The organism is Arenibacter algicola (assembly GCF_000733925.1).
Taxonomy (GTDB): domain Bacteria; phylum Bacteroidota; class Bacteroidia; order Flavobacteriales; family Flavobacteriaceae; genus Arenibacter; species Arenibacter algicola.
In genome coordinates this window covers 1,237,577-1,255,237 of the sequence record NZ_JPOO01000003.1, presented here as the reverse complement: position 1 = coordinate 1,255,237, position 17,661 = coordinate 1,237,577, and the positions used below count along the sequence as shown (strand labels likewise).

16 protein-coding genes are annotated in these 17,661 nt (G+C 39.0%); 9 read left to right on the top strand and 7 right to left on the bottom strand.

Going from position 1 to position 17,661, the window contains the following annotated elements; genetic code table 11:
• The first annotated feature begins 103 nt into the window (after window positions 1-103).
• From tgt to U735_RS0115800, 6 genes are all read left to right on the top strand, one after another.
• A complete protein-coding gene (gene tgt / locus U735_RS0115830) occupies window positions 104-1,234 on the top strand; it encodes a tRNA guanosine(34) transglycosylase Tgt (RefSeq protein ID WP_031444764.1) in 1,131 nt (376 codons plus the stop codon).
• Window positions 1,235-1,237: 3 nt separating this feature from the next.
• Window positions 1,238-2,317: an LptF/LptG family permease gene (locus U735_RS0115825; protein ID WP_031444763.1), complete on the top strand. Its 1,080-nt coding sequence runs from the start codon at window positions 1,238-1,240 to the stop codon at window positions 2,315-2,317.
• On the top strand, window positions 2,304-3,212 hold the full coding sequence (locus U735_RS0115820) for a DMT family transporter (protein WP_031444762.1): 909 nt from the start codon (window positions 2,304-2,306) through the stop codon (window positions 3,210-3,212). Before U735_RS0115825 ends, U735_RS0115820 begins: the two co-directional genes overlap by 14 nt.
• 43 nt (window positions 3,213-3,255) lie before the next feature.
• The gene (locus tag U735_RS0115815; RefSeq protein ID WP_031444761.1) at window positions 3,256-4,209 is read left to right on the top strand and encodes an acetyl-CoA carboxylase carboxyltransferase subunit alpha; all 954 of its coding nucleotides are present in this window, start codon (window positions 3,256-3,258) and stop codon (window positions 4,207-4,209) included.
• A 156-nt stretch (window positions 4,210-4,365) separates the two neighbouring features.
• Window positions 4,366-5,913: a replicative DNA helicase gene (gene dnaB, locus U735_RS0115810; protein WP_031444760.1), complete on the top strand. Its 1,548-nt coding sequence runs from the start codon at window positions 4,366-4,368 to the stop codon at window positions 5,911-5,913.
• Between the two features lie 178 nt (window positions 5,914-6,091).
• A complete protein-coding gene (locus U735_RS0115800) occupies window positions 6,092-7,357 on the top strand; it encodes a hypothetical protein (RefSeq protein WP_031444759.1) in 1,266 nt (421 codons plus the stop codon).
• A gap of 267 nt (window positions 7,358-7,624) precedes the next feature.
• On the opposite strand, the gene U735_RS0115795 is transcribed toward U735_RS0115800, so the two are convergent.
• Both U735_RS0115795 and U735_RS0115790 read right to left on the bottom strand, forming a co-directional pair.
• Window positions 7,625-8,971, bottom strand: coding sequence for a hypothetical protein (locus U735_RS0115795; RefSeq protein ID WP_031444758.1), 1,347 nt, complete (start codon window positions 8,969-8,971; stop codon window positions 7,625-7,627).
• A 20-nt stretch (window positions 8,972-8,991) separates the two neighbouring features.
• Entirely contained in the window at window positions 8,992-11,409 is a 2,418-nt protein-coding gene (locus tag U735_RS0115790; protein ID WP_031444757.1) for a TonB-dependent receptor, read from the bottom strand.
• 71 nt (window positions 11,410-11,480) lie between these two features.
• Between U735_RS0115790 and U735_RS25055 the strand changes: the two genes are divergently transcribed.
• Window positions 11,481-12,503 (top strand): helix-turn-helix domain-containing protein, encoded by a 1,023-nt coding sequence (locus tag U735_RS25055; protein WP_051892178.1) that lies wholly within the window; start codon window positions 11,481-11,483, stop codon window positions 12,501-12,503.
• Window positions 12,504-12,516: 13 nt separating this feature from the next.
• Here the strand turns inward: U735_RS25055 and U735_RS0115780 are convergent, their stop codons facing one another.
• Entirely contained in the window at window positions 12,517-13,317 is an 801-nt protein-coding gene (locus U735_RS0115780; RefSeq protein WP_031444755.1) for an HAD family hydrolase, read from the bottom strand.
• 118 nt (window positions 13,318-13,435) lie between these two features.
• On the opposite strand from U735_RS0115780, the gene U735_RS0115775 reads away from it, so the two are divergent.
• Entirely contained in the window at window positions 13,436-13,858 is a 423-nt protein-coding gene (locus tag U735_RS0115775) for a secondary thiamine-phosphate synthase enzyme YjbQ (protein WP_031444754.1), read from the top strand.
• 54 nt (window positions 13,859-13,912) lie between these two features.
• Complete coding sequence (locus U735_RS0115770; protein WP_031444753.1) at window positions 13,913-14,185, top strand: EF-hand domain-containing protein; 273 nt, start codon at window positions 13,913-13,915, stop codon at window positions 14,183-14,185.
• An 89-nt stretch (window positions 14,186-14,274) separates the two neighbouring features.
• Here U735_RS0115770 and rplT read toward each other — a convergent pair whose 3' ends face one another.
• The 4 genes from rplT to thrS all read right to left on the bottom strand — a co-directional run bounded on the left by rplT (window position 14,275) and on the right by thrS (window position 17,525).
• Window positions 14,275-14,619, bottom strand: coding sequence for a 50S ribosomal protein L20 (rplT, locus tag U735_RS0115765; protein WP_031444752.1), 345 nt, complete (start codon window positions 14,617-14,619; stop codon window positions 14,275-14,277).
• Window positions 14,620-14,708: 89 nt separating this feature from the next.
• Window positions 14,709-14,906: a 50S ribosomal protein L35 gene (gene rpmI / locus U735_RS0115760; RefSeq protein ID WP_031444751.1), complete on the bottom strand. Its 198-nt coding sequence runs from the start codon at window positions 14,904-14,906 to the stop codon at window positions 14,709-14,711.
• Window positions 14,907-15,000: 94 nt separating this feature from the next.
• Window positions 15,001-15,555 (bottom strand): translation initiation factor IF-3, encoded by a 555-nt coding sequence (gene infC / locus U735_RS0115755; RefSeq protein ID WP_083260705.1) that lies wholly within the window; start codon window positions 15,553-15,555, stop codon window positions 15,001-15,003.
• 29 nt (window positions 15,556-15,584) lie between these two features.
• Complete coding sequence (gene thrS / locus U735_RS0115750; RefSeq protein WP_031444749.1) at window positions 15,585-17,525, bottom strand: threonine--tRNA ligase; 1,941 nt, start codon at window positions 17,523-17,525, stop codon at window positions 15,585-15,587.
• Window positions 17,526-17,661: the final 136 nt, after the last annotated feature.

Sequence of the window (17,661 nt, the reverse complement as noted above, 5' to 3'; positions counted from 1 at the left end):
ATAATATTTTATCAACTATCATGGCCAATAACAGAACTTTATTTTTTTGTTAAGGATTTAATGGCTTTGAGTTGACTATATTTGCGGCTTTAAATAGATTTTTTTGAAATTTACCTTACAACATTCAGACTCAAGGACTAAAGCCAGGGCGGCAGAGATTATTACGGACCACGGCAAGATAGAAACTCCCATTTTTATGCCTGTTGGTACAGTAGCTTCAGTAAAAGGGGTACACCAAAAGGAATTGAGGGAGGAGATAAATCCGGACATTATTTTGGGTAATACATACCATTTGTATTTAAGGCCTAAAACCGAAATACTGAAACAAGCTGGCGGCCTTCATAAGTTTATGAATTGGGACCGAAATATCTTAACGGATAGCGGTGGTTATCAGGTCTACTCCTTGTCGGACAACAGAAAGATAAAGGAAGAAGGGGTTAAGTTTAAATCCCATATTGATGGTTCCTACCATGTGTTTACCCCAGAGAATGTTATGGAGATTCAACGTGTCATAGGTGCAGATATTATTATGGCATTTGATGAATGTACTCCATATCCATGCGATTATAATTACGCGAAAAGATCCATGCACATGACCCATAGGTGGTTGGAGCGCTGTATAAAGCATTTGGAAAAAACTCCTTTTGCATACAATTATGAACAAACCTTTTTTCCAATTGTCCAAGGGTCTACCTATAAGGACCTTAGGAGGCAATCGGCCGAATATATTGCGGGAGTAGGGGCCGAAGGTAATGCCATTGGCGGACTTTCCGTAGGTGAACCTGCGGAGGAAATGTATGCAATGACAGAGGTGGTCTGCGAAATACTGCCAGAAGATAAGCCCAGATATTTAATGGGAGTGGGTACCCCCATCAATATTTTAGAGAACATTGCCTTGGGGATAGATATGTTCGATTGTGTGATGCCTACCAGAAATGCTAGAAATGGAATGCTGTTTACGGCACATGGCACTATCAATATAAAAAATAAGAAGTGGGAAGACGATTTTTCCCCTTTGGACGAGATGGGAACTACCTTTGTAGACCATGAATATTCCAAGGCCTATCTAAGGCACTTGTTCGCTGCGAACGAGTATTTGGGAAAACAAATCGCTACCATTCACAATTTGGGATTTTATTTGTGGTTGGTTCGTCAGGCAAGAAGACATATTTTAGCAGGGGATTTCTATGAATGGAAATCTGTAATGGTAAAACAAATGGATAAAAGACTCTAGGTGCTGAGCATAATTGATAAATATATTCTAAAGAGATATCTGGCAACCTTCTTTGTGATGTTGTTGCTATTTATCCCTATTGGGATAATGGCAAACTTGGCAGAGCAGATCGGAAAAATGATCGATAATGAGGTTCCACTGGCGGAAATTGTAATGTATTACTGGAATTTTACATTGGTCATCGGAAACCTCTTGTTCCCAATTTTCCTTTTCCTGTCCGTAATCTTCTTTACCTCCAAATTGGCGAACAATACTGAAATTGTAGCGATATTAAGTTCGGGGGTTTCTTATGGGCGATTTTTACGGCCATATCTTATTGGTGCATCTATTATAGCCATAATCATGTTCTTTATGAACATGTTTATTGTGCCTCCGGCAAGTGTGGGGTACAACGAATTTAAGTTTAAATATTTAAAGAAAGGTAAACAGGATAGGGTAACTACCAATATTTTTAACCAGTTGAACGAAAGTGATTATATCTATGTCAGCAGTTTTGATCCTGCCAGACAGATAGGGTATAACTTCACCATGGAGCGTTTCAACGAACAGAACACCTTGGATTTTAAGATATCTGCTGCCAACATCCGTTGGATAGAAAAAGATACGGTCTATCGACTTACTTCCTATGAAAAGAGAAAATTGGGAAACGGTAAGGAGATTGTAGAGACAAAACGCAGATTGGATACTATTTTCGACTTTAAGATAGATGACCTCACTCCGGTTTCCTATATAGCCGAAACCAAGAATATGTTTGAACTGGAAAAGTTTATAGAAGTGCAAAGAAAAAAGGGCGCGTCCAATATAAATAGTTATGTGTTGGTAAAGTATAAGCGTTGGGCCCTGCCCATAGCCGCCTTTATCCTTACCATTATAGCTGTGGCTGTCTCCTCCGTAAAGAGACGTGGCGGTATGGGGGTTAATCTGGCCTTCGGTATTGGGGTGGCATTTATATACATCTTTTTTGATAAGGTTTTCGGGACTCTCGCTGAACAATCTGGATTTTCGCCCCTATGGGCAGTGATCATTCCCAATGTTATGTTCGGGGCCATAGCTTTTTATTTGTTGCAGAATGCCAAACGTTAAGCTCAATAATTATCTTCACCTACATTTTATAGTTTTTGTCTGGGGCTTTACGGCGGTCATTGGCAAGCTCATAACTATTGACGCCCTTCCTTTGGTATGGTATCGTATGTTGATGGCTTCCTTGATCATTTTAGCCTATATCCTTATAAGGAAATTTCAGTTGAAGGTACCTCCAAAAACCCTGCTGATGCTTATTTTGGGTGGAATTGTGGTATCCTTGCATTGGGTCACCTTTTTTATGGCCATCAAAGTATCCAATGTGTCCATTGCCCTGGCAACAATGTCTACGGGCGCATTTTTTACGGCCCTGTTGGAACCTTTTTGGTATGGCCGGAAAATGGTAGGTTATGAATTGGTTTTTGGGCTGATCGTTATGCTAGGCCTATATATAATGTTTAGGGTGGAGAAGGGTTTTTTAAATGGAATACTATTGGCATTGGTGTCCTCCTTTTTATCTGCCACTTTTTCCTTGATCAATGGTAAATTAACGCAAGAGCAAAGACCGTCTGTTATTTCGTTTTATGAAGTGGGAAGCGGTGTCCTGTTTTTGTCCATATATCTGGTATTCTCCGGTAGTTTCGACCAAAAGTTTTTTCAGTTGTCCGTTAATGATTGGATGTATATATTTATACTTGCTTCAGTCTGTACGGCTTATGCATTCATTGCTTCCGTAAAGATTTTGAAATATATTTCTCCCTATACCGTAATGTTGACAATTAACTTGGAACCCGTATATGGGATAATATTGGCCTTTCTTCTTCTTGGGGAAAGCGAAAAATTGAATCCGCTTTTTTATGTGGGAGCACTTTTGATCTTGACTACCGTGGTCGCCAACGGGATTTTGAAAAATAGAAAAAAATTAAAAAAAACTACTAATGGGTTACCTTCCCATTAAAGTTTTATATTTGCTAGTTGTAAAGAGCTAAACCTATAAACCTATGGAGTATTTAGATTTTGAACTGCCAATTAAAGAGCTGGAAGAGCAATTGGATAAGTGCATGATAATCGGAGAAGAGAGTGAAGTTGATGTTTCTGAAACTTGTAAACAAATAGAGAAAAAACTCGTTGAGACCCGTAAGGAAATATATAAGAATCTTACCGCCTGGCAAAGGGTGCAATTGTCCAGGCATCCTAATAGACCCTATACCTTAGATTATATAAGGGCCATTTGTGGGGAAACCTTTTTGGAATTGCATGGAGATCGCAATGTCAAGGATGACAAAGCAATGATCGGCGGTCTTGGTAAAATAGGAGATCAGAGTTATATGTTTGTTGGTCAACAGAAAGGTTATAATACCAAAACAAGGCAATTAAGAAATTTCGGGATGGCCAACCCAGAAGGGTACAGAAAAGCATTGCGCTTAATGAAGTCTGCCGAAAAATTTGGTATTCCGGTAGTTTGCTTAATAGATACTCCAGGAGCATATCCTGGGATTGAGGCAGAAGAAAGAGGCCAAGGAGAGGCAATTGCAAGGAATATTTTGGAAATGACCCGATTGAAAGTTCCCATTATCGTGGTAATTATTGGCGAAGGCGCTTCTGGAGGGGCATTGGGAATTGGTGTAGGGGATAAGGTATTGATGTTGGAAAATACCTGGTACTCCGTTATTTCGCCAGAATCCTGCTCTTCTATTCTTTGGAGAAGTTGGGAGTACAAGGAAATTGCGGCAGAGGCCTTAAAGCTTACAGCAACGGACATGAAGAAAATGAAGTTGATAGACGAGATTGTTCGTGAACCGGTAGGTGGTGCCCATGCCAATAGGGATAAGACTTTTGAGATCGTAAAAAATAAAATTTCTTCGCATTATGAGGAATTAAAAAAGTTATCACCAAAAGAATTGGTAAAAAACCGAATGGATAAATATGCCAATATGGGTGTATTTAATGGATAATAACCCTTTTTGTCAAGGTAGAAAAAACTGGAGCGGAAATTCTCCGGTTTTTTTTTGCTTATGAACAAATTTTGTAACTTATCAACAGGTACATTGTTGAACAACTGTTAATATCCCAAATCTCTTTTTAATTCTTATTTATATAATTTAGCACTCATGGAAAAAACGAACCCCATTATTGGTCATCGAATAGACAAGTCGACCATCATTAGCCTTGAGAAGGGTAAAATACCTCCTCAAGCTATTGATTTAGAGGAAGTTGTGCTCGGAGCAATGATGATTGATAAGAAGGGGGTCGATGAAGTTATAGATATACTGCATCCTGAAGTCTTTTACAGGGATGCCCATAGATATATCTATGAAGCTATTTTTAAGTTGTTTGAAAATTCTGAACCGGTAGATTTATTAACCGTTTCGTCCCAATTGAAGAAGGATGGTAGGTTGGAGAGTGCCGGAGGCGATTTTTATCTTATAAAATTAACCCAAAAAGTAGCTTCTTCCGCACATATTGAGTTTCATGCGCGTATTATCCTTCAGAAATTTATCCAGCGTAGTCTTATCAAGATTTCAAATGAAATAATCGAAGAAGCCTATGAGGATTCTACCGATGTGTTCGACTTATTGGACACTGCTGAATCCAAATTGTACGACGTTACTCAGGGGAACTTAAAGCGTTCTGCCGAAACCGCCCAGAATTTGGTGATACAGGCTAAGAAGAGAATTGAGGAAATTGCAGGTAAGGAAGGGCTTAGCGGTATTCCATCTGGTTTCGACAAATTGGACAAGCTAACTTCGGGATGGCAACCGAGTGACTTGGTTATCGTGGCAGCCCGTCCAGGTATGGGTAAAACAGCCCTTACCCTGTCCATGGCCAGAAATATTGCGGTAAACTCCAATATTGGAGTGGCCTTCTTTTCACTTGAAATGTCTTCAGTTCAATTGATTACCAGATTGATATCCTCGGAGACGGGCCTGTCTTCAGAGAAATTGAGAACAGGAAGATTGGAGAAGCATGAATGGGAACAGTTGAACGTAAAGGTAAAGGCCTTGGAGACTGCACCCTTATTTATTGATGATACCCCTTCGCTTTCTATTTTCGACCTTAGAGCAAAGGCCAGGCGTTTGGCTTCACAGCACGATATTAAGATGATCATTATTGATTATTTGCAGTTGATGACCGCGGGAGGAAGTCAAAAAGGTGGAAACCGTGAACAGGAGATATCAACCATATCCAGAAACTTAAAGGCCTTGGCCAAGGAATTGAACGTTCCTGTAATAGCACTTTCCCAGTTATCACGTGCCGTTGAGACCAGGGGCGGTAGTAAAAGACCAATTTTATCGGATTTGAGGGAGTCCGGGGCAATAGAGCAGGATGCGGATATTGTTTCCTTTATCTATAGACCTGAATATTATAAGATTGATGAATGGGATGATGAAGAACGCTCGCCAACTGCAGGACAAGCCGAATTTATTGTGGCAAAGCACAGAAATGGTGGTTTGGAAAATATCCGTCTTAAGTTCCTTGGGCATCTAGGTAAATTTGACAACTTGGATGATTTTGATTCTCCCTTTGAATTTCAATCGAAAATGAATGCGGATGATGATAACCCCTTCATCACAAAAAACCTTCCCAATGCCAACGAAGCCTTTGGCAGTTCCATGAACGATGATTCCATGCAGGATGATAATGATGTACCTTTTTAAAGGGGGTAAATTAGTTCTTCTTAAAACCTATTCTTTTGACTATTTGGCAATTAGTTTGCAAAAAGTTGCTTATACTTTTCTCTAAGCAATAGGCTATTTTGAAAATTTTAACCCTATTTCAAAACTGATACCTCAATTTTCCAGTATCTTTGGTAAGATGCACATTAGATATTGGTACATGCAAAAGAGTTTTTTCTCCCTTTTATTTATTCTATTTTCTATAATGGAAATTTCAGCCACATCCATTCTTATTCCTATGGACGCTGAAAGTCAGAAAAACCATCTAAAGGCTTACGGTATTACCTATTGGGTATTGACCAAACAACAAAAGGTGCAATGGCTGCTAAACTATAGGGGCGGGTCTTTTTTGTTGCCCGATGGCGAGAATGTTCGTAGGGAATGTCAGATAAGGGGAGTGTCTTTTGAGATTGTATCGGATTCCCAGACCCAAATTATTTTGGAAGAAATTGCAAGTCCTTCGCAGAACCAAGAAGCGGTAATTTTGGAGAAGGCCCCCAAAATTGCAGTTTATTCCCCAAAGGATAATTCACCTTGGGACGATGCTGTTACCATGGTACTTACGTACGCCGAAATTCCTTATGATCAAATTTATGATGAGGAAGTTTTGGACGATAAATTGGTGCTCTATGATTGGCTGCACTTGCACCATGAAGACTTTACAGGGCAATACGGGAAATTTTATGGGGCCTATAGGGCGGCTCCTTGGTATATAGAAGGTAAGCAGCAGGCGGAAGCATTGGCAATAAAATTAGGGTTCAATAAAGTTTCAGAGGAAAAGCGGGCTGTAGCACTGAAAATAAGAAATTACGTTATAGGGGGAGGGTTTATGTTTGCTATGTGCTCTGCCACCGATAGTTTTGATATAGCCTTGGCTGCGGACGAGGTGGATATATGCGAGCCCATGTTCGATGGTGATCCATCTGACGCAAATTATCAAGCTAAGCTGGACTATGGGAAAACTTTTGCCTTTACCAATTTTATTTTGGAGCGCAATCCGCTTCAATATGAATTTTCTTCCATAGATATGACGATGAGAAGGGGTAATGTGCCCAAGGAATCGGATTATTTTTCTTTAATGGATTTCTCGGCGAAATGGGACCCTGTTCCTACAATGTTATGTCAGAACCATACGGCCCTGGTCAAGGGGTTTATGGGGCAGACTACCGCTTTTGCCAGGGAAGAGATTAAGCCTACCGTCCTGGTATTGGGGGAAAATAAAATTAATGGGGAGGCCAGATATATTCACGGAATTAAAGGAAAGGGATTCTTTACTTTTTACGGGGGGCACGATCCGGAGGACTATCAGCACAGGGTAGGGGATCCCAAGACAGAATTGGAACTGCATCCTACCTCTCCCGGTTACCGACTTATTCTAAACAATGTATTGTTTCCGGCTGCCCAGAAAAAGAAACAAAAAACCTAGTGATGATCTTTATTGCAGTAGGTTTGGTATGAACTATGAACAAAAAAACTGTTGTAAAAGTTTATAGCTTGTACAACAGTTTTTTTTGTTTTTACCATTTGTTATTTAATGGTGATATAGGTGGTATCCACCTCTAATTTTTTAAAATTTCCTTATTTCAAATCTTGAGGTAAATTGGAATTTTAAAAAAAAGAGATAGGTAAACATCACTTATTGCAGGAGGTATGTTTTGATGACTTTTATTTATCTGATAACACTCCTTTGATTTTAAAACACACCTATAAAGTGACTTCCGGTTACGTTCACCAACTCGGCGCCTTTGGTTACATTACCTGTTTCTGTATCGATAATGTAAATATTACCGTTTTGCCCTACAGCTCCTTGAGTTAGGTATATTTCTGTTCCATCAACAACAAAACCTTGGTATTGAAATAAGTAAAAGTCAGGATCATAGGGAATGGCATCAATTTTTTGAGCTGTTTTTGCGTTTAAATCCGCAAGTGCAAAAAATCCTTGGGCACCAGCTAAACCTTCTGCAGATCCTGCATGTCTGTATGCTATAACGGCTTTTCCGTTTCCAGCAGGTCTCCATGCAAGAATGTATGCATCTTCTACACCTAAGGCAGCGTCTAAATTGAATTCATAAGAATTGTCATATTCGTTGTTGGCATCAATTTTTAAGATGTGAGACCCTTCTGGGTCACTTTGGTTAGCCTGATAAACACTTCCGTTATAAAGGAAAGCATTGATGCTGCGGTAACCATTGGTGTTTCCATGGCCTACGGTAGATGTAATAACGGTTGGGTTTAATAAAGAAGGGTAATCCAATACAATGGTTTTAGAACCCAAAATTTCATAATCACTGTCACTTTCTGCAGTGGCGGGGTCAACCTTGCTTAAACGTGCGCCAATATATAATTTATCTCCGGTTGCATTTAGAACGGGCATATCTATTCTAGAGATATAATAACCGTTTGCTTCTTCTTCTGCGCTCAAAGCTACACTGTGTTCCTGGAATTCTTTTATCGCAGAATTTACCAAATCCAAAGTCACAACACCAATAGTGGCTTCGGTTCGGGTATAAATATCACTTTCATCAAATTGATGTTCTGTTGATACATATACAGCAGCTCCCGTTTTATCACCATCAAACAATTTTATCCATCTTGGAGCAGTTCCAACGTACGGAGCAATACTTACCGATGAACCTGATTGTGTGAAGGTTTGACCACCTTCCACAGAATATTTGGTATAGTTTCCACCTGTATCCCCTGCGTAGCTAATATTAAATATAGTGTTGCCATCTTCAGAAGATTGCAATCTGGCAGTCCTGTTGGAAGGAGCTATAAATCCATTTTCAAAAGGTTCAATAGAATTGGTAGGATCTTTGGCATCTTCACTACTTACAGAATATATTAGAGTTCCCCCGTTTCCGTCTCCCGGGGCATCTCCCATTTTGGCTGCGGCAATAGTAATCCATCTGGAGTCTTCACTTGGATCTGGATCTGTTGGGTCTGGATTTTCACTGATCTCATCGCTACTGCATGCGACCATTAAACCTATAGTTAGTATAGTGATGGTCAAGGTTTTAAAATTTAAAAAAGTACGTGTCATTTTCGATTATATTTAAATGGTTAAAATTTATTGATTGTGTAATTTAATTTCAGGTAAAAAGATCTTCCTGGTTTTTGAACTGATAAATTATCATATACAGGTTTGTCGAATATATTTTTGATGTCAAAACTCATCACCAACCTATTGTTTGGGAAGACGTAACTGAGCCCGAAATCCTGTGCCAATTGCTGTGGGACTTTAAAAAATTCATCCCCTACAGTGTTAGACCCTTGAGAGGTTAAGAATGAAAACTCTCCCGTAAAGTACATGGTGTAGAATAGGTTTAAGCGCGATTTTTTCTGAATTAAGTCTTTTAATGAATAGCGCAAACTCCCATTCATGGTAAAAAATGGTGTGTTGGGAACGTCTATTTCTATGCCTTGATTTACAATTTTTAAATCGAATCGGGATATATTAAAATTAAGTCCGAAATTGCTGTTGTAGGTGTAATTTAGTTGGGCATCTATTCCTTTGGACGTACCGCTACCTTGATTTACATACACAATTAATTCATCATCAACATTCAAGGATGTTTCAATTGGTAATCCAATCCTATCTTTAATGTTTCGTGTAAAAACATTGGTTGAAATGGTAAAATCATGCCTTTTGATGTTAAAAGACCCCAATCTGAATCCTAAGTTGTAGTTGTTGCTGCTTTCAGGATCAATGCTTGAATTGGCTACTACGTTATCTCCGTCATTTCCAAATATCTCAGTTTCGTTTGGTAGTCGGATAGCTTTTTCTGCGGATGCTAAAAGGGTAATATTGGGAATAAAGGCATAAGAAGTTGCAAAGCCATATCCGTCATAATTTTTATTACTGGAAACAACTTCATTTACTACCACATCGTTCCCGTTGGCATCCTGTTCTATGGCCGGGTCAACACTAGTTGTTTTTTGCTGATAATGTTTTCCAAATAAACTGGCTTTTAATTTTTCGTCAAAGGCAGTTAGCTCATAGGTTAAGGAATAAATGTTTTTGTGCAAGTCCCTGGTTCCTTGAAATGTGTTTTCCAAGACAGACCTTAAAGCATCACTGTCTTCCCTGTCAATTCCGCTGTAAACATGGTTCAATAACATTTTATGATGGTCATTAACGGCAAAGGACATTCCTGTTCTGATTGATGCTACGTTTCTTTTGATCTTAGCCAGGGTGGGGCCTCCTTCTTGTTGGGAACCCCAAGTGTATTGGTATTCATCACCTCTAAAATCAATGGCCCTTTCTCCGTTCCAACTATAGGCCCAGGCAACCGTATCATTAACAGCCCGATTTCTTTTGCCAATCTGCCCGTTTATATTTACATCGAGTCCTTTTGTAAAAAGATTTTTCTTTTGATAATTTATACTTCCTAATATGGCATCAGATTCCAAGAATCTATCTTTATATGGGGTAATAGTCATAAAGGCTCCGTGCTGTACTTCTTTGTAGTCATCTGAACCCGTAATGCCAATAAAAAATTGGTCGGCCCATTTTACATCAGTATAGCCTATTTGTGCCATACCACCAGTAGATCTATAGGCATCGTTAAACCTTTTGGCTGTAATTGGGGTTTGTACTCCTCCTAAACCTGTAACTACAACACTTCTGCCCGAAACGTTATAATCATTGTCAGAATAGTTGTGAAAAAGGGAGGCTTTAACCGTAAATCCTGATTTTTCCAAGCGATACAATCCGTTAACACTGGCTTGTAAGGTGTTGAACGATCCGTAGGAAATGGAGGCATTGAAATTAGTTTTGGCATCATTATGAAGCATTATATTTATAGCTCCTCCCAAGGCATCGTCTGCTAAATGTCCCGGAACCACCCCTTTGTAAACTTCAATTTGTTTGATCATGGAAGGGGGTATACTGTTTAGATTAAATGAATTACCATAGGTAGAGATAGGAATTCCGTCTATGAAAATTCGCACCGAGTTTCCTGACAATCCATTTAAACTATAGCTCACATCAGAACCTAAACCTCCATTTTGGCGAATTTTTACACCAACTGTAGTGTTTAATAATTCGTTTGTTTGAATGTTCCTTAAACTGGCTTCTTTGGTTTTAACGGCGTTTACGGCAAAGCCTTCTGTCTCCAACTCAGTCTCTTTGGTTTTTCCGTTAACTGTTACTTCGTCCAGGTTTTCTTGTGCCTCTTCTAATGTAAAATCAAGGGTAATGTAAAGGCTGTCTTTATTTACCTCAATATTCATAGAGCGGGTACCGTAACCTAGAAAGGAAACCAAAACCTTGTGCTTTCCTTGGGGTACCTTTCTGATGGAGTACTTCCCATTGTCGTCCGTAAGAACGCCAAGCTTTAATTCTTCCAACAATATGCTGGCATAAGCTAGAGGCTTTCCGGTGGCATCACTTACTTTACCCGCAATTATACCCGACGTTTTTTGGCCTTGTGTAGACCAGGCTATGACCATAAATAAAAATTGTAGTAATCTTTTCATTAAATAATTAGTTATTTTTATTAAGATTTAGTCTAAATAAATAACTTTGCAAATCTAAATTATGTTTTCAGTTGGGAATAACGAGAAAGGAATTATTAATAACGAATAAAGAAGTACCGAGTACTGGACTTTGGAATTTAAGAAGGTGTACTCTCACCAATAGTGGCGTAGATCAAATTGTATTGGAAAAATCTGCTAGTGCTTTCATCTCGGATCAACTTCAGGGCAAGATAGGGGGGTGGCAAGAAGAAATTAGAATGGACAAGGCTATGATCCTAATACGTAAATTGTCTTTGGTTGATGAATTTGTGGAAGAGGTAACAGGTCAGGATTCCTATATCGGGATTCATTTTGTATTGCAAGGCTCCTATGAGTGCACGCGCCGTAAGGATTCTCTTAATTTGGTTATTCCTTCAGGTTCATATAACATTGTTCACTGGTCCCCGGATGTTATTGACCAGAAACTTAGTGGGCATAATTATGTGGCCCTGGAAATATTTTTCAAGGGAGAGTATCTTGAAGAACTGTTGGGGAAGGAGTATAATGTGGATAGCAACATGTTCGTTTTAGGTCCTACTCTTGGTTTTTGGAATAGTGCGAAGCCGATAACCTTGCCGTTACATATAGCGGTTAGCGAGATATTAAATTGCAATTTAAATAGCAATGCCAAGGTCAATTATCTGGAATCTAAAATTAGATTGTTGCTTATTGATTTATTTTTGGGGCAAGAAACACAAATTGTGAGGAACAAGGAGGTGTCTTTATCAACATCGGATTATGAAACTATTGAAAATTTGGTTAGCTATATAGAGACCCATTTAAAGAAACCATTGACTATTAAGGAATTGTCGGCTGTAGCTGGATATAATACTACAAAATTAAAAAGCTACTTTAAGAAGGTCCACAATACTACTATTTTTAAGTTTATAACCAGTTTGCGAATGCAAAAGGCCAAAGCTCTGATTCTTGAGGATAAATATACTATTGCCCAAGCTTCTTATGAAGTAGGGTATTCCAACCCACAACATTTTACCGTGGCATTCAAAAAAAACATGGGATACCTACCTAGTTCCTTATTGGGTACGGATCAATAATTGGTAGTAAATATTACGTTTGCGAAAGCATTAATTCCAAAATCTTTTCCACTCCATTATTATCATTACTATCGGCTCGGTAGTTGGCGGCTTCAAACACATTGGGATGTGCATTGGCCATTGCGAAACTAAAATCGGCCATTGCCAACATTTCCAGGTCATTATTATAATCTCCGAAAACCATGGTCTCCTGTCTACTTATTCCGAATTTCTCTTGAATATGTTGCAGTGCATATCCTTTGTTGGCATTCATATGGGAAATATCCAACCAATTCTCTCCAGATACTTTGACTTTTAATTCGGACTCCAAATGATTTACCAAAGGATAAATATACTTTTCCGAACTTTCAAAATGGTAAATGGCTATTTTTAAGACTTCACCATCATAAGAGGCAATGTCATTTAAGATGCTAAACTCGGAATAGTACTCCCTTAATTTGTTTACAAAATCATCGGAATTTCCATTGATATAGGCGTTGTTTTTTCCGCATAGGACAGGATGTATGCCCTCAACATTCTTTAATAGTTCTATGGTATTCTTAATAGTAGTGTAGTTCAATGGGGTAGCCAGCAATTCCTGCTCCTGCCTTTTTACAAAAGCTCCATTTTCTGCCACAACTATGATATCATCTTTAATGGCATCCAATTTGTCCACAATACTGTTATATTGCCGCCCACTGGCCGCCACAAACTTTATGTCCCTTTTTTTTAATTCTTCAAATAATAGGAAGAATTTGCTACTTACCTCATGCTTGGAGTTCAATAGGGTGCCATCCATATCGGTGACTACCATTTTTACCTTTGATAAATCCATTCAAATAAATTAAGCTGCAAAGGTATTTGATATTGTCCTAATTAATGGCCTTCTTACATAAAGTTTCACATTTCTTAATATTTATCGAAATTTGAATAAATTCCAAATACCAATTGTTATGCTGTTTTACCAGAAAGAATTACGTTTAAGGGCTTATAACAGGGGCTTCCATTTAATTACGGACACCATACTGGAACACCTTCCACATATAAAAAGGATTCAAACGGGCATGTTACAAGTGTTCATAAAGCATACTTCAGCAAGCTTGACCATAAATGAAAATGCGGATTCCACCGTTAGGTCAGATTTTGAAAGCCATATGAATATCATGGTTCCGGAAAATGCCCCTTATTATCTTCACGATTATGAAGGTTCGGACGACATGCCCGCGCATATAAAATCCTCCTTGATGGGGGCTTCCGTACAGATACCCATTAGCAATGGGAAATTGAATTTAGGAATATGGCAGGGTATCTATTTGTGCGAACATAGGAATAATGCCAGTGGCAGAAATTTGGTGGTAAGCTATTTTGGGGTTTAGCCAACTGTGTTTTATTTAGTAATTTAGTGTATTATGCATTTTAAAGAATAGGATATGGCTACAAAAGATATGATTTTAGATAAAATACAGATCCTGATCACCAACAAATTTGAAACGCCGGAGGAGGCCTATAATTTTTTTGATGGGGATGGTGATGGGAAACTCAAGAAAAGTGAGATAGTTGAATTGTTGAAAAAGGCGGAAATTAGTGGATTTTTACGGGGAATTGTTTCTTCCAAACTAATTGAAGGTTATGACAAATCTGGCGATGAGTTGATAGACTGGGAAGAATTTAAGGAGGCTATCAGCAAAATAAAAACGACCTAATAAACTGTAATTTTGAAAATAGGCCACAAAAAAAAGCCTGTTCCCTATGGAGCAGGCTTTTTACTTATAAGCGAGATAAGTTTATTAATTTATTTTACTTTGTTCACAATAGCTTTGAAAGCCTCTGGGTGGTTCATGGCCAAATCTGCCAATACCTTACGGTTTAGCTCTATGTTGTTGGCTTTTACCTTGCCCATAAACTGGGAATAGGACATTCCGTGCAATCTGGCACCAGCATTGATACGGGTAATCCATAGGGAACGGAAATTTCTTTTCTTGTTTCTACGATCTCTGTAAGCATATAACATTGCTTTTTCAACCGCATTTTTGGCTACTGTCCAAACGTTTTTACGTCTTCCAAAGTATCCTTTGGCCTGCTTCATTACCTTTTTTCTTCTGGCTCTGGAAGCAACTGAATTTACTGATCTTGGCATAATTTAAATTGTTTTTTGTAGTAGGCGATCCTTTAATATAGAATACTTTTATTGCCTAACTCCAGGGTTAATAATTACCGTGGGAACGATTACTTTAAACGCAATTGTTCCTTAATACTGTTAACATCCGCCTCGTGAACTAATCCAGAGTGGGTTAACGCTAGCTTACGCTTTTTAGACTTCTTCGTTAGAATATGGCTCTTAAAGGCGTGCTTTCTTTTAATTTTACCACTACCGGTAAGCTTAAATCGCTTTTTGGCACTGGATTTTGTTTTCTGTTTAGGCATTTTCTTCCTATTTATTAATTTATCTCGCTTACTATCTTAATGCTAAAACATATTTAGCATTTTATTTTCGTAACCAAAGCCATAGGGCCTAGGTCTATTTTTTAGTTTTTGGGGCAATGAACATTGTCATTCGCTTGCCCTCAAGTTTTGGCATTTGTTCCACTTTGCCCAAATCCTCCAATTCGGATGCCAACTTTAGCAATAGTATCTCTCCTTGGTCTTTATAAACAATGGAACGACCTTTGAAAAATACATAAGCCTTTAACTTGGCACCATCTTTTAAGAATTTTTCCGCGTGTTTCTTCTTAAACTCGTAATCGTGATCATCAGTCTGTGGACCAAACCTTATTTCTTTTACGATTACTTTGGTGGCTTTGGCCTTCATGACCTTTTCCCTTTTCTTTTGCTCGTAAAGGAATTTTTTATAATCTATAATTTTACACACTGGAGGATCGGCTTTAGGGGAAATCTCCACTAAGTCCAGTTCCAGTTCTTCCGCTTTGGCCAAGGCTTCACGGGTGCTGTATACACCTACTTCTACATTGTCGCCAACCAACCTAACCTTTGGCGATGAAATACTTTCATTAATGTTGTGAGGGTTTTTGTTTTCCCTCCTAGGTTGGGGTCTAAATCTTTTTCTAATTGCTATGACGTAATCTTTTTAGTTAAACTTTTTTTTTAAAACGACTTTAAGGTACTGTTTATTTCATTTATTACCAAGTCGGTAAAGGCTTTTACGGAAATGGCACCTAAATCTTCGCCACCGTGCCTCCTAATGGAAATGGTTTCCTCTTTTTCTTCATTCTCCCCTACAATCAGCATAAATGGGATTTTATTCATCTCTGCTTCACGTATTTTCTTGCCTACCGTTTCATTTCGGTTGTCAATGAGGGCGCGAATGTCGTTATTTTCCAAGGAATTTAAAACTTTTTGGGCATATATTTCATGTTTTTCGCTGACAGGGAGGATAATAGCTTGCTCTGGCATGAGCCAAAGTGGAAAATTCCCACCTGTATGTTCCAATAATAAGGCTATAAAACGTTCCATACTCCCAAAAGGAGCCCTGTGGATCATAACCGGTCTGTGCAATTCGTTATCGCTACCTTTATAGGTAAGGTCAAATCGCTCTGGTAAATTGTAATCCACTTGGATGGTTCCCAACTGCCAGTTTCTTCCAAGGGCGTCTTTAACCATGAAATCCAGCTTTGGGCCATAAAATGCCGCTTCACCGCTTTCTATGACAAAATCAAGACCTTTTTCCTTGGCTGCATTTATTATGGCGTTTTCAGCCTTTTCCCAGTTTTCAACAGAACCGATATATTTCTCGGGTTTTTCCAAATCCCTTACGGAGACTTGGGCCGTAAAATTACCAAAGCCCAAGGAACCCAATACATATAAGGTAAGGTCTATTACATTCTTGAACTCGTCTGCCAACTGATCTGGAGTACAGAAAATGTGGGCATCATCCTGCGTAAAACCACGTACTCTGGTAAGACCATGTAGTTCTCCACTTTGCTCGTAACGGTAAACTGTTCCGAATTCCGCATATCTTTTTGGAAGCTCCCTATAACTAAATGGCTTGGTGTTGTATATTTCACAGTGGTGCGGACAGTTCATTGGCTTCAACAAGAACTCCTCATCTTCTTTTGGGGTTTTTATAGGTTGAAAGCTGTCTTCCCCGTATTTGGCATAATGTCCAGAGGTTACATAAAGTTCCTTTTGTCCAATATGTGGGGTAACCACCATCTCGTATCCGGCTTTCTTCTGTGCCTTCTTTAAAAAATTCTCCAAGCGCTCCCGTAAAGCAGCTCCCTTGGGAAGCCATAAGGGGAGTCCTTGTCCTACTTTTTGGGAGAAAGTGAACAGTTCCAATTCCTTGCCCAGTTTTCTATGGTCCCTTTTTTTGGCCTCTTCCAATAGTTCTAGGTACTCGGTAAGTTCCTTCTGCTTTGGAAAGGAAATACCATAGACCCTAGTCAACTGATTGTTTTTTTCGTTTCCTCTCCAATAGGCACCGGCTACGCTCAGTATTTTAATGGCTTTTATGATACCCGTATTGGGTATGTGTCCTCCTCTACATAGATCGGTAAAGGTGTCATGGTCGCAGAAGGTGATGGTACCGTCTTCCAGATTTTCTATAAGTTCTACCTTATATTGGTTTCCTTGGGTTTGGTATAGTTGTAATGCTTCTGCTTTGGTGGCGGAGCGCATCTTAAAATCATGTTTTCCCCTGGCAATTTCCAAGGCTTTCTTTTCAATTTCGGGAAAGTCCTTTTCGGAAATGGTGCCGTCGGGTAAATCTACATCATAATAAAACCCGTTTTCAATGGCAGGTCCTATAGTCAGTTTTACACCTGGGTATAATTCTTCCAGAGCTTGGGCCACAACGTGGGAAGTGGAATGCCAAAATGCAGTTTTTCCTTCCTTGTCGTTCCAGCTGTAAAGGATTAGGGATCCATCTTCCTTTAATGGTGTTACGGTTTCAACGGTGACCCCATTAAATTTTGCTGAAATTATATTTCGTGCCAAACCTTCACTTATGCTTTTGGCGACGTCTAAAGGGGTTGTTCCTTCGGCATATTCCCTAATGCTCCCGTCTGGTAAAGTTATTTTGATCATGCTTTTTTTGTCGTAATAAGTCTGCAAAGATAACATCTAGTATTTATGTTGGCAATATATATAGGTACGATTTTATTTATATACATATATAGTGTAGTTGTTTGGGCGTTCCCTCCTTGTGTCGGGCCGTGCGCTG

Coding starts and splice junctions, on each gene's coding strand:
- U735_RS0115820 (WP_031444762.1), top strand. CDS start 2,304: ATGCCAAACGTTAAGCTCAATAATTATCTTCACCTACATTTTATAGTT.
- U735_RS0115815 (WP_031444761.1), top strand. CDS start 3,256: ATGGAGTATTTAGATTTTGAACTGCCAATTAAAGAGCTGGAAGAGCAA.
- dnaB (WP_031444760.1), top strand. CDS start 4,366: ATGGAAAAAACGAACCCCATTATTGGTCATCGAATAGACAAGTCGACC.
- U735_RS0115800 (WP_031444759.1), top strand. CDS start 6,092: ATGCAAAAGAGTTTTTTCTCCCTTTTATTTATTCTATTTTCTATAATG.
- U735_RS0115795 (WP_031444758.1), bottom strand. CDS start 8,971: ATGACACGTACTTTTTTAAATTTTAAAACCTTGACCATCACTATACTA.
- U735_RS0115790 (WP_031444757.1), bottom strand. CDS start 11,409: ATGAAAAGATTACTACAATTTTTATTTATGGTCATAGCCTGGTCTACA.
- U735_RS0115780 (WP_031444755.1), bottom strand. CDS start 13,317: ATGGATTTATCAAAGGTAAAAATGGTAGTCACCGATATGGATGGCACC.
- U735_RS0115775 (WP_031444754.1), top strand. CDS start 13,436: ATGCTGTTTTACCAGAAAGAATTACGTTTAAGGGCTTATAACAGGGGC.
- U735_RS0115770 (WP_031444753.1), top strand. CDS start 13,913: ATGGCTACAAAAGATATGATTTTAGATAAAATACAGATCCTGATCACC.
- rplT (WP_031444752.1), bottom strand. CDS start 14,619: ATGCCAAGATCAGTAAATTCAGTTGCTTCCAGAGCCAGAAGAAAAAAG.
- rpmI (WP_031444751.1), bottom strand. CDS start 14,906: ATGCCTAAACAGAAAACAAAATCCAGTGCCAAAAAGCGATTTAAGCTT.
- thrS (WP_031444749.1), bottom strand. CDS start 17,525: ATGATCAAAATAACTTTACCAGACGGGAGCATTAGGGAATATGCCGAA.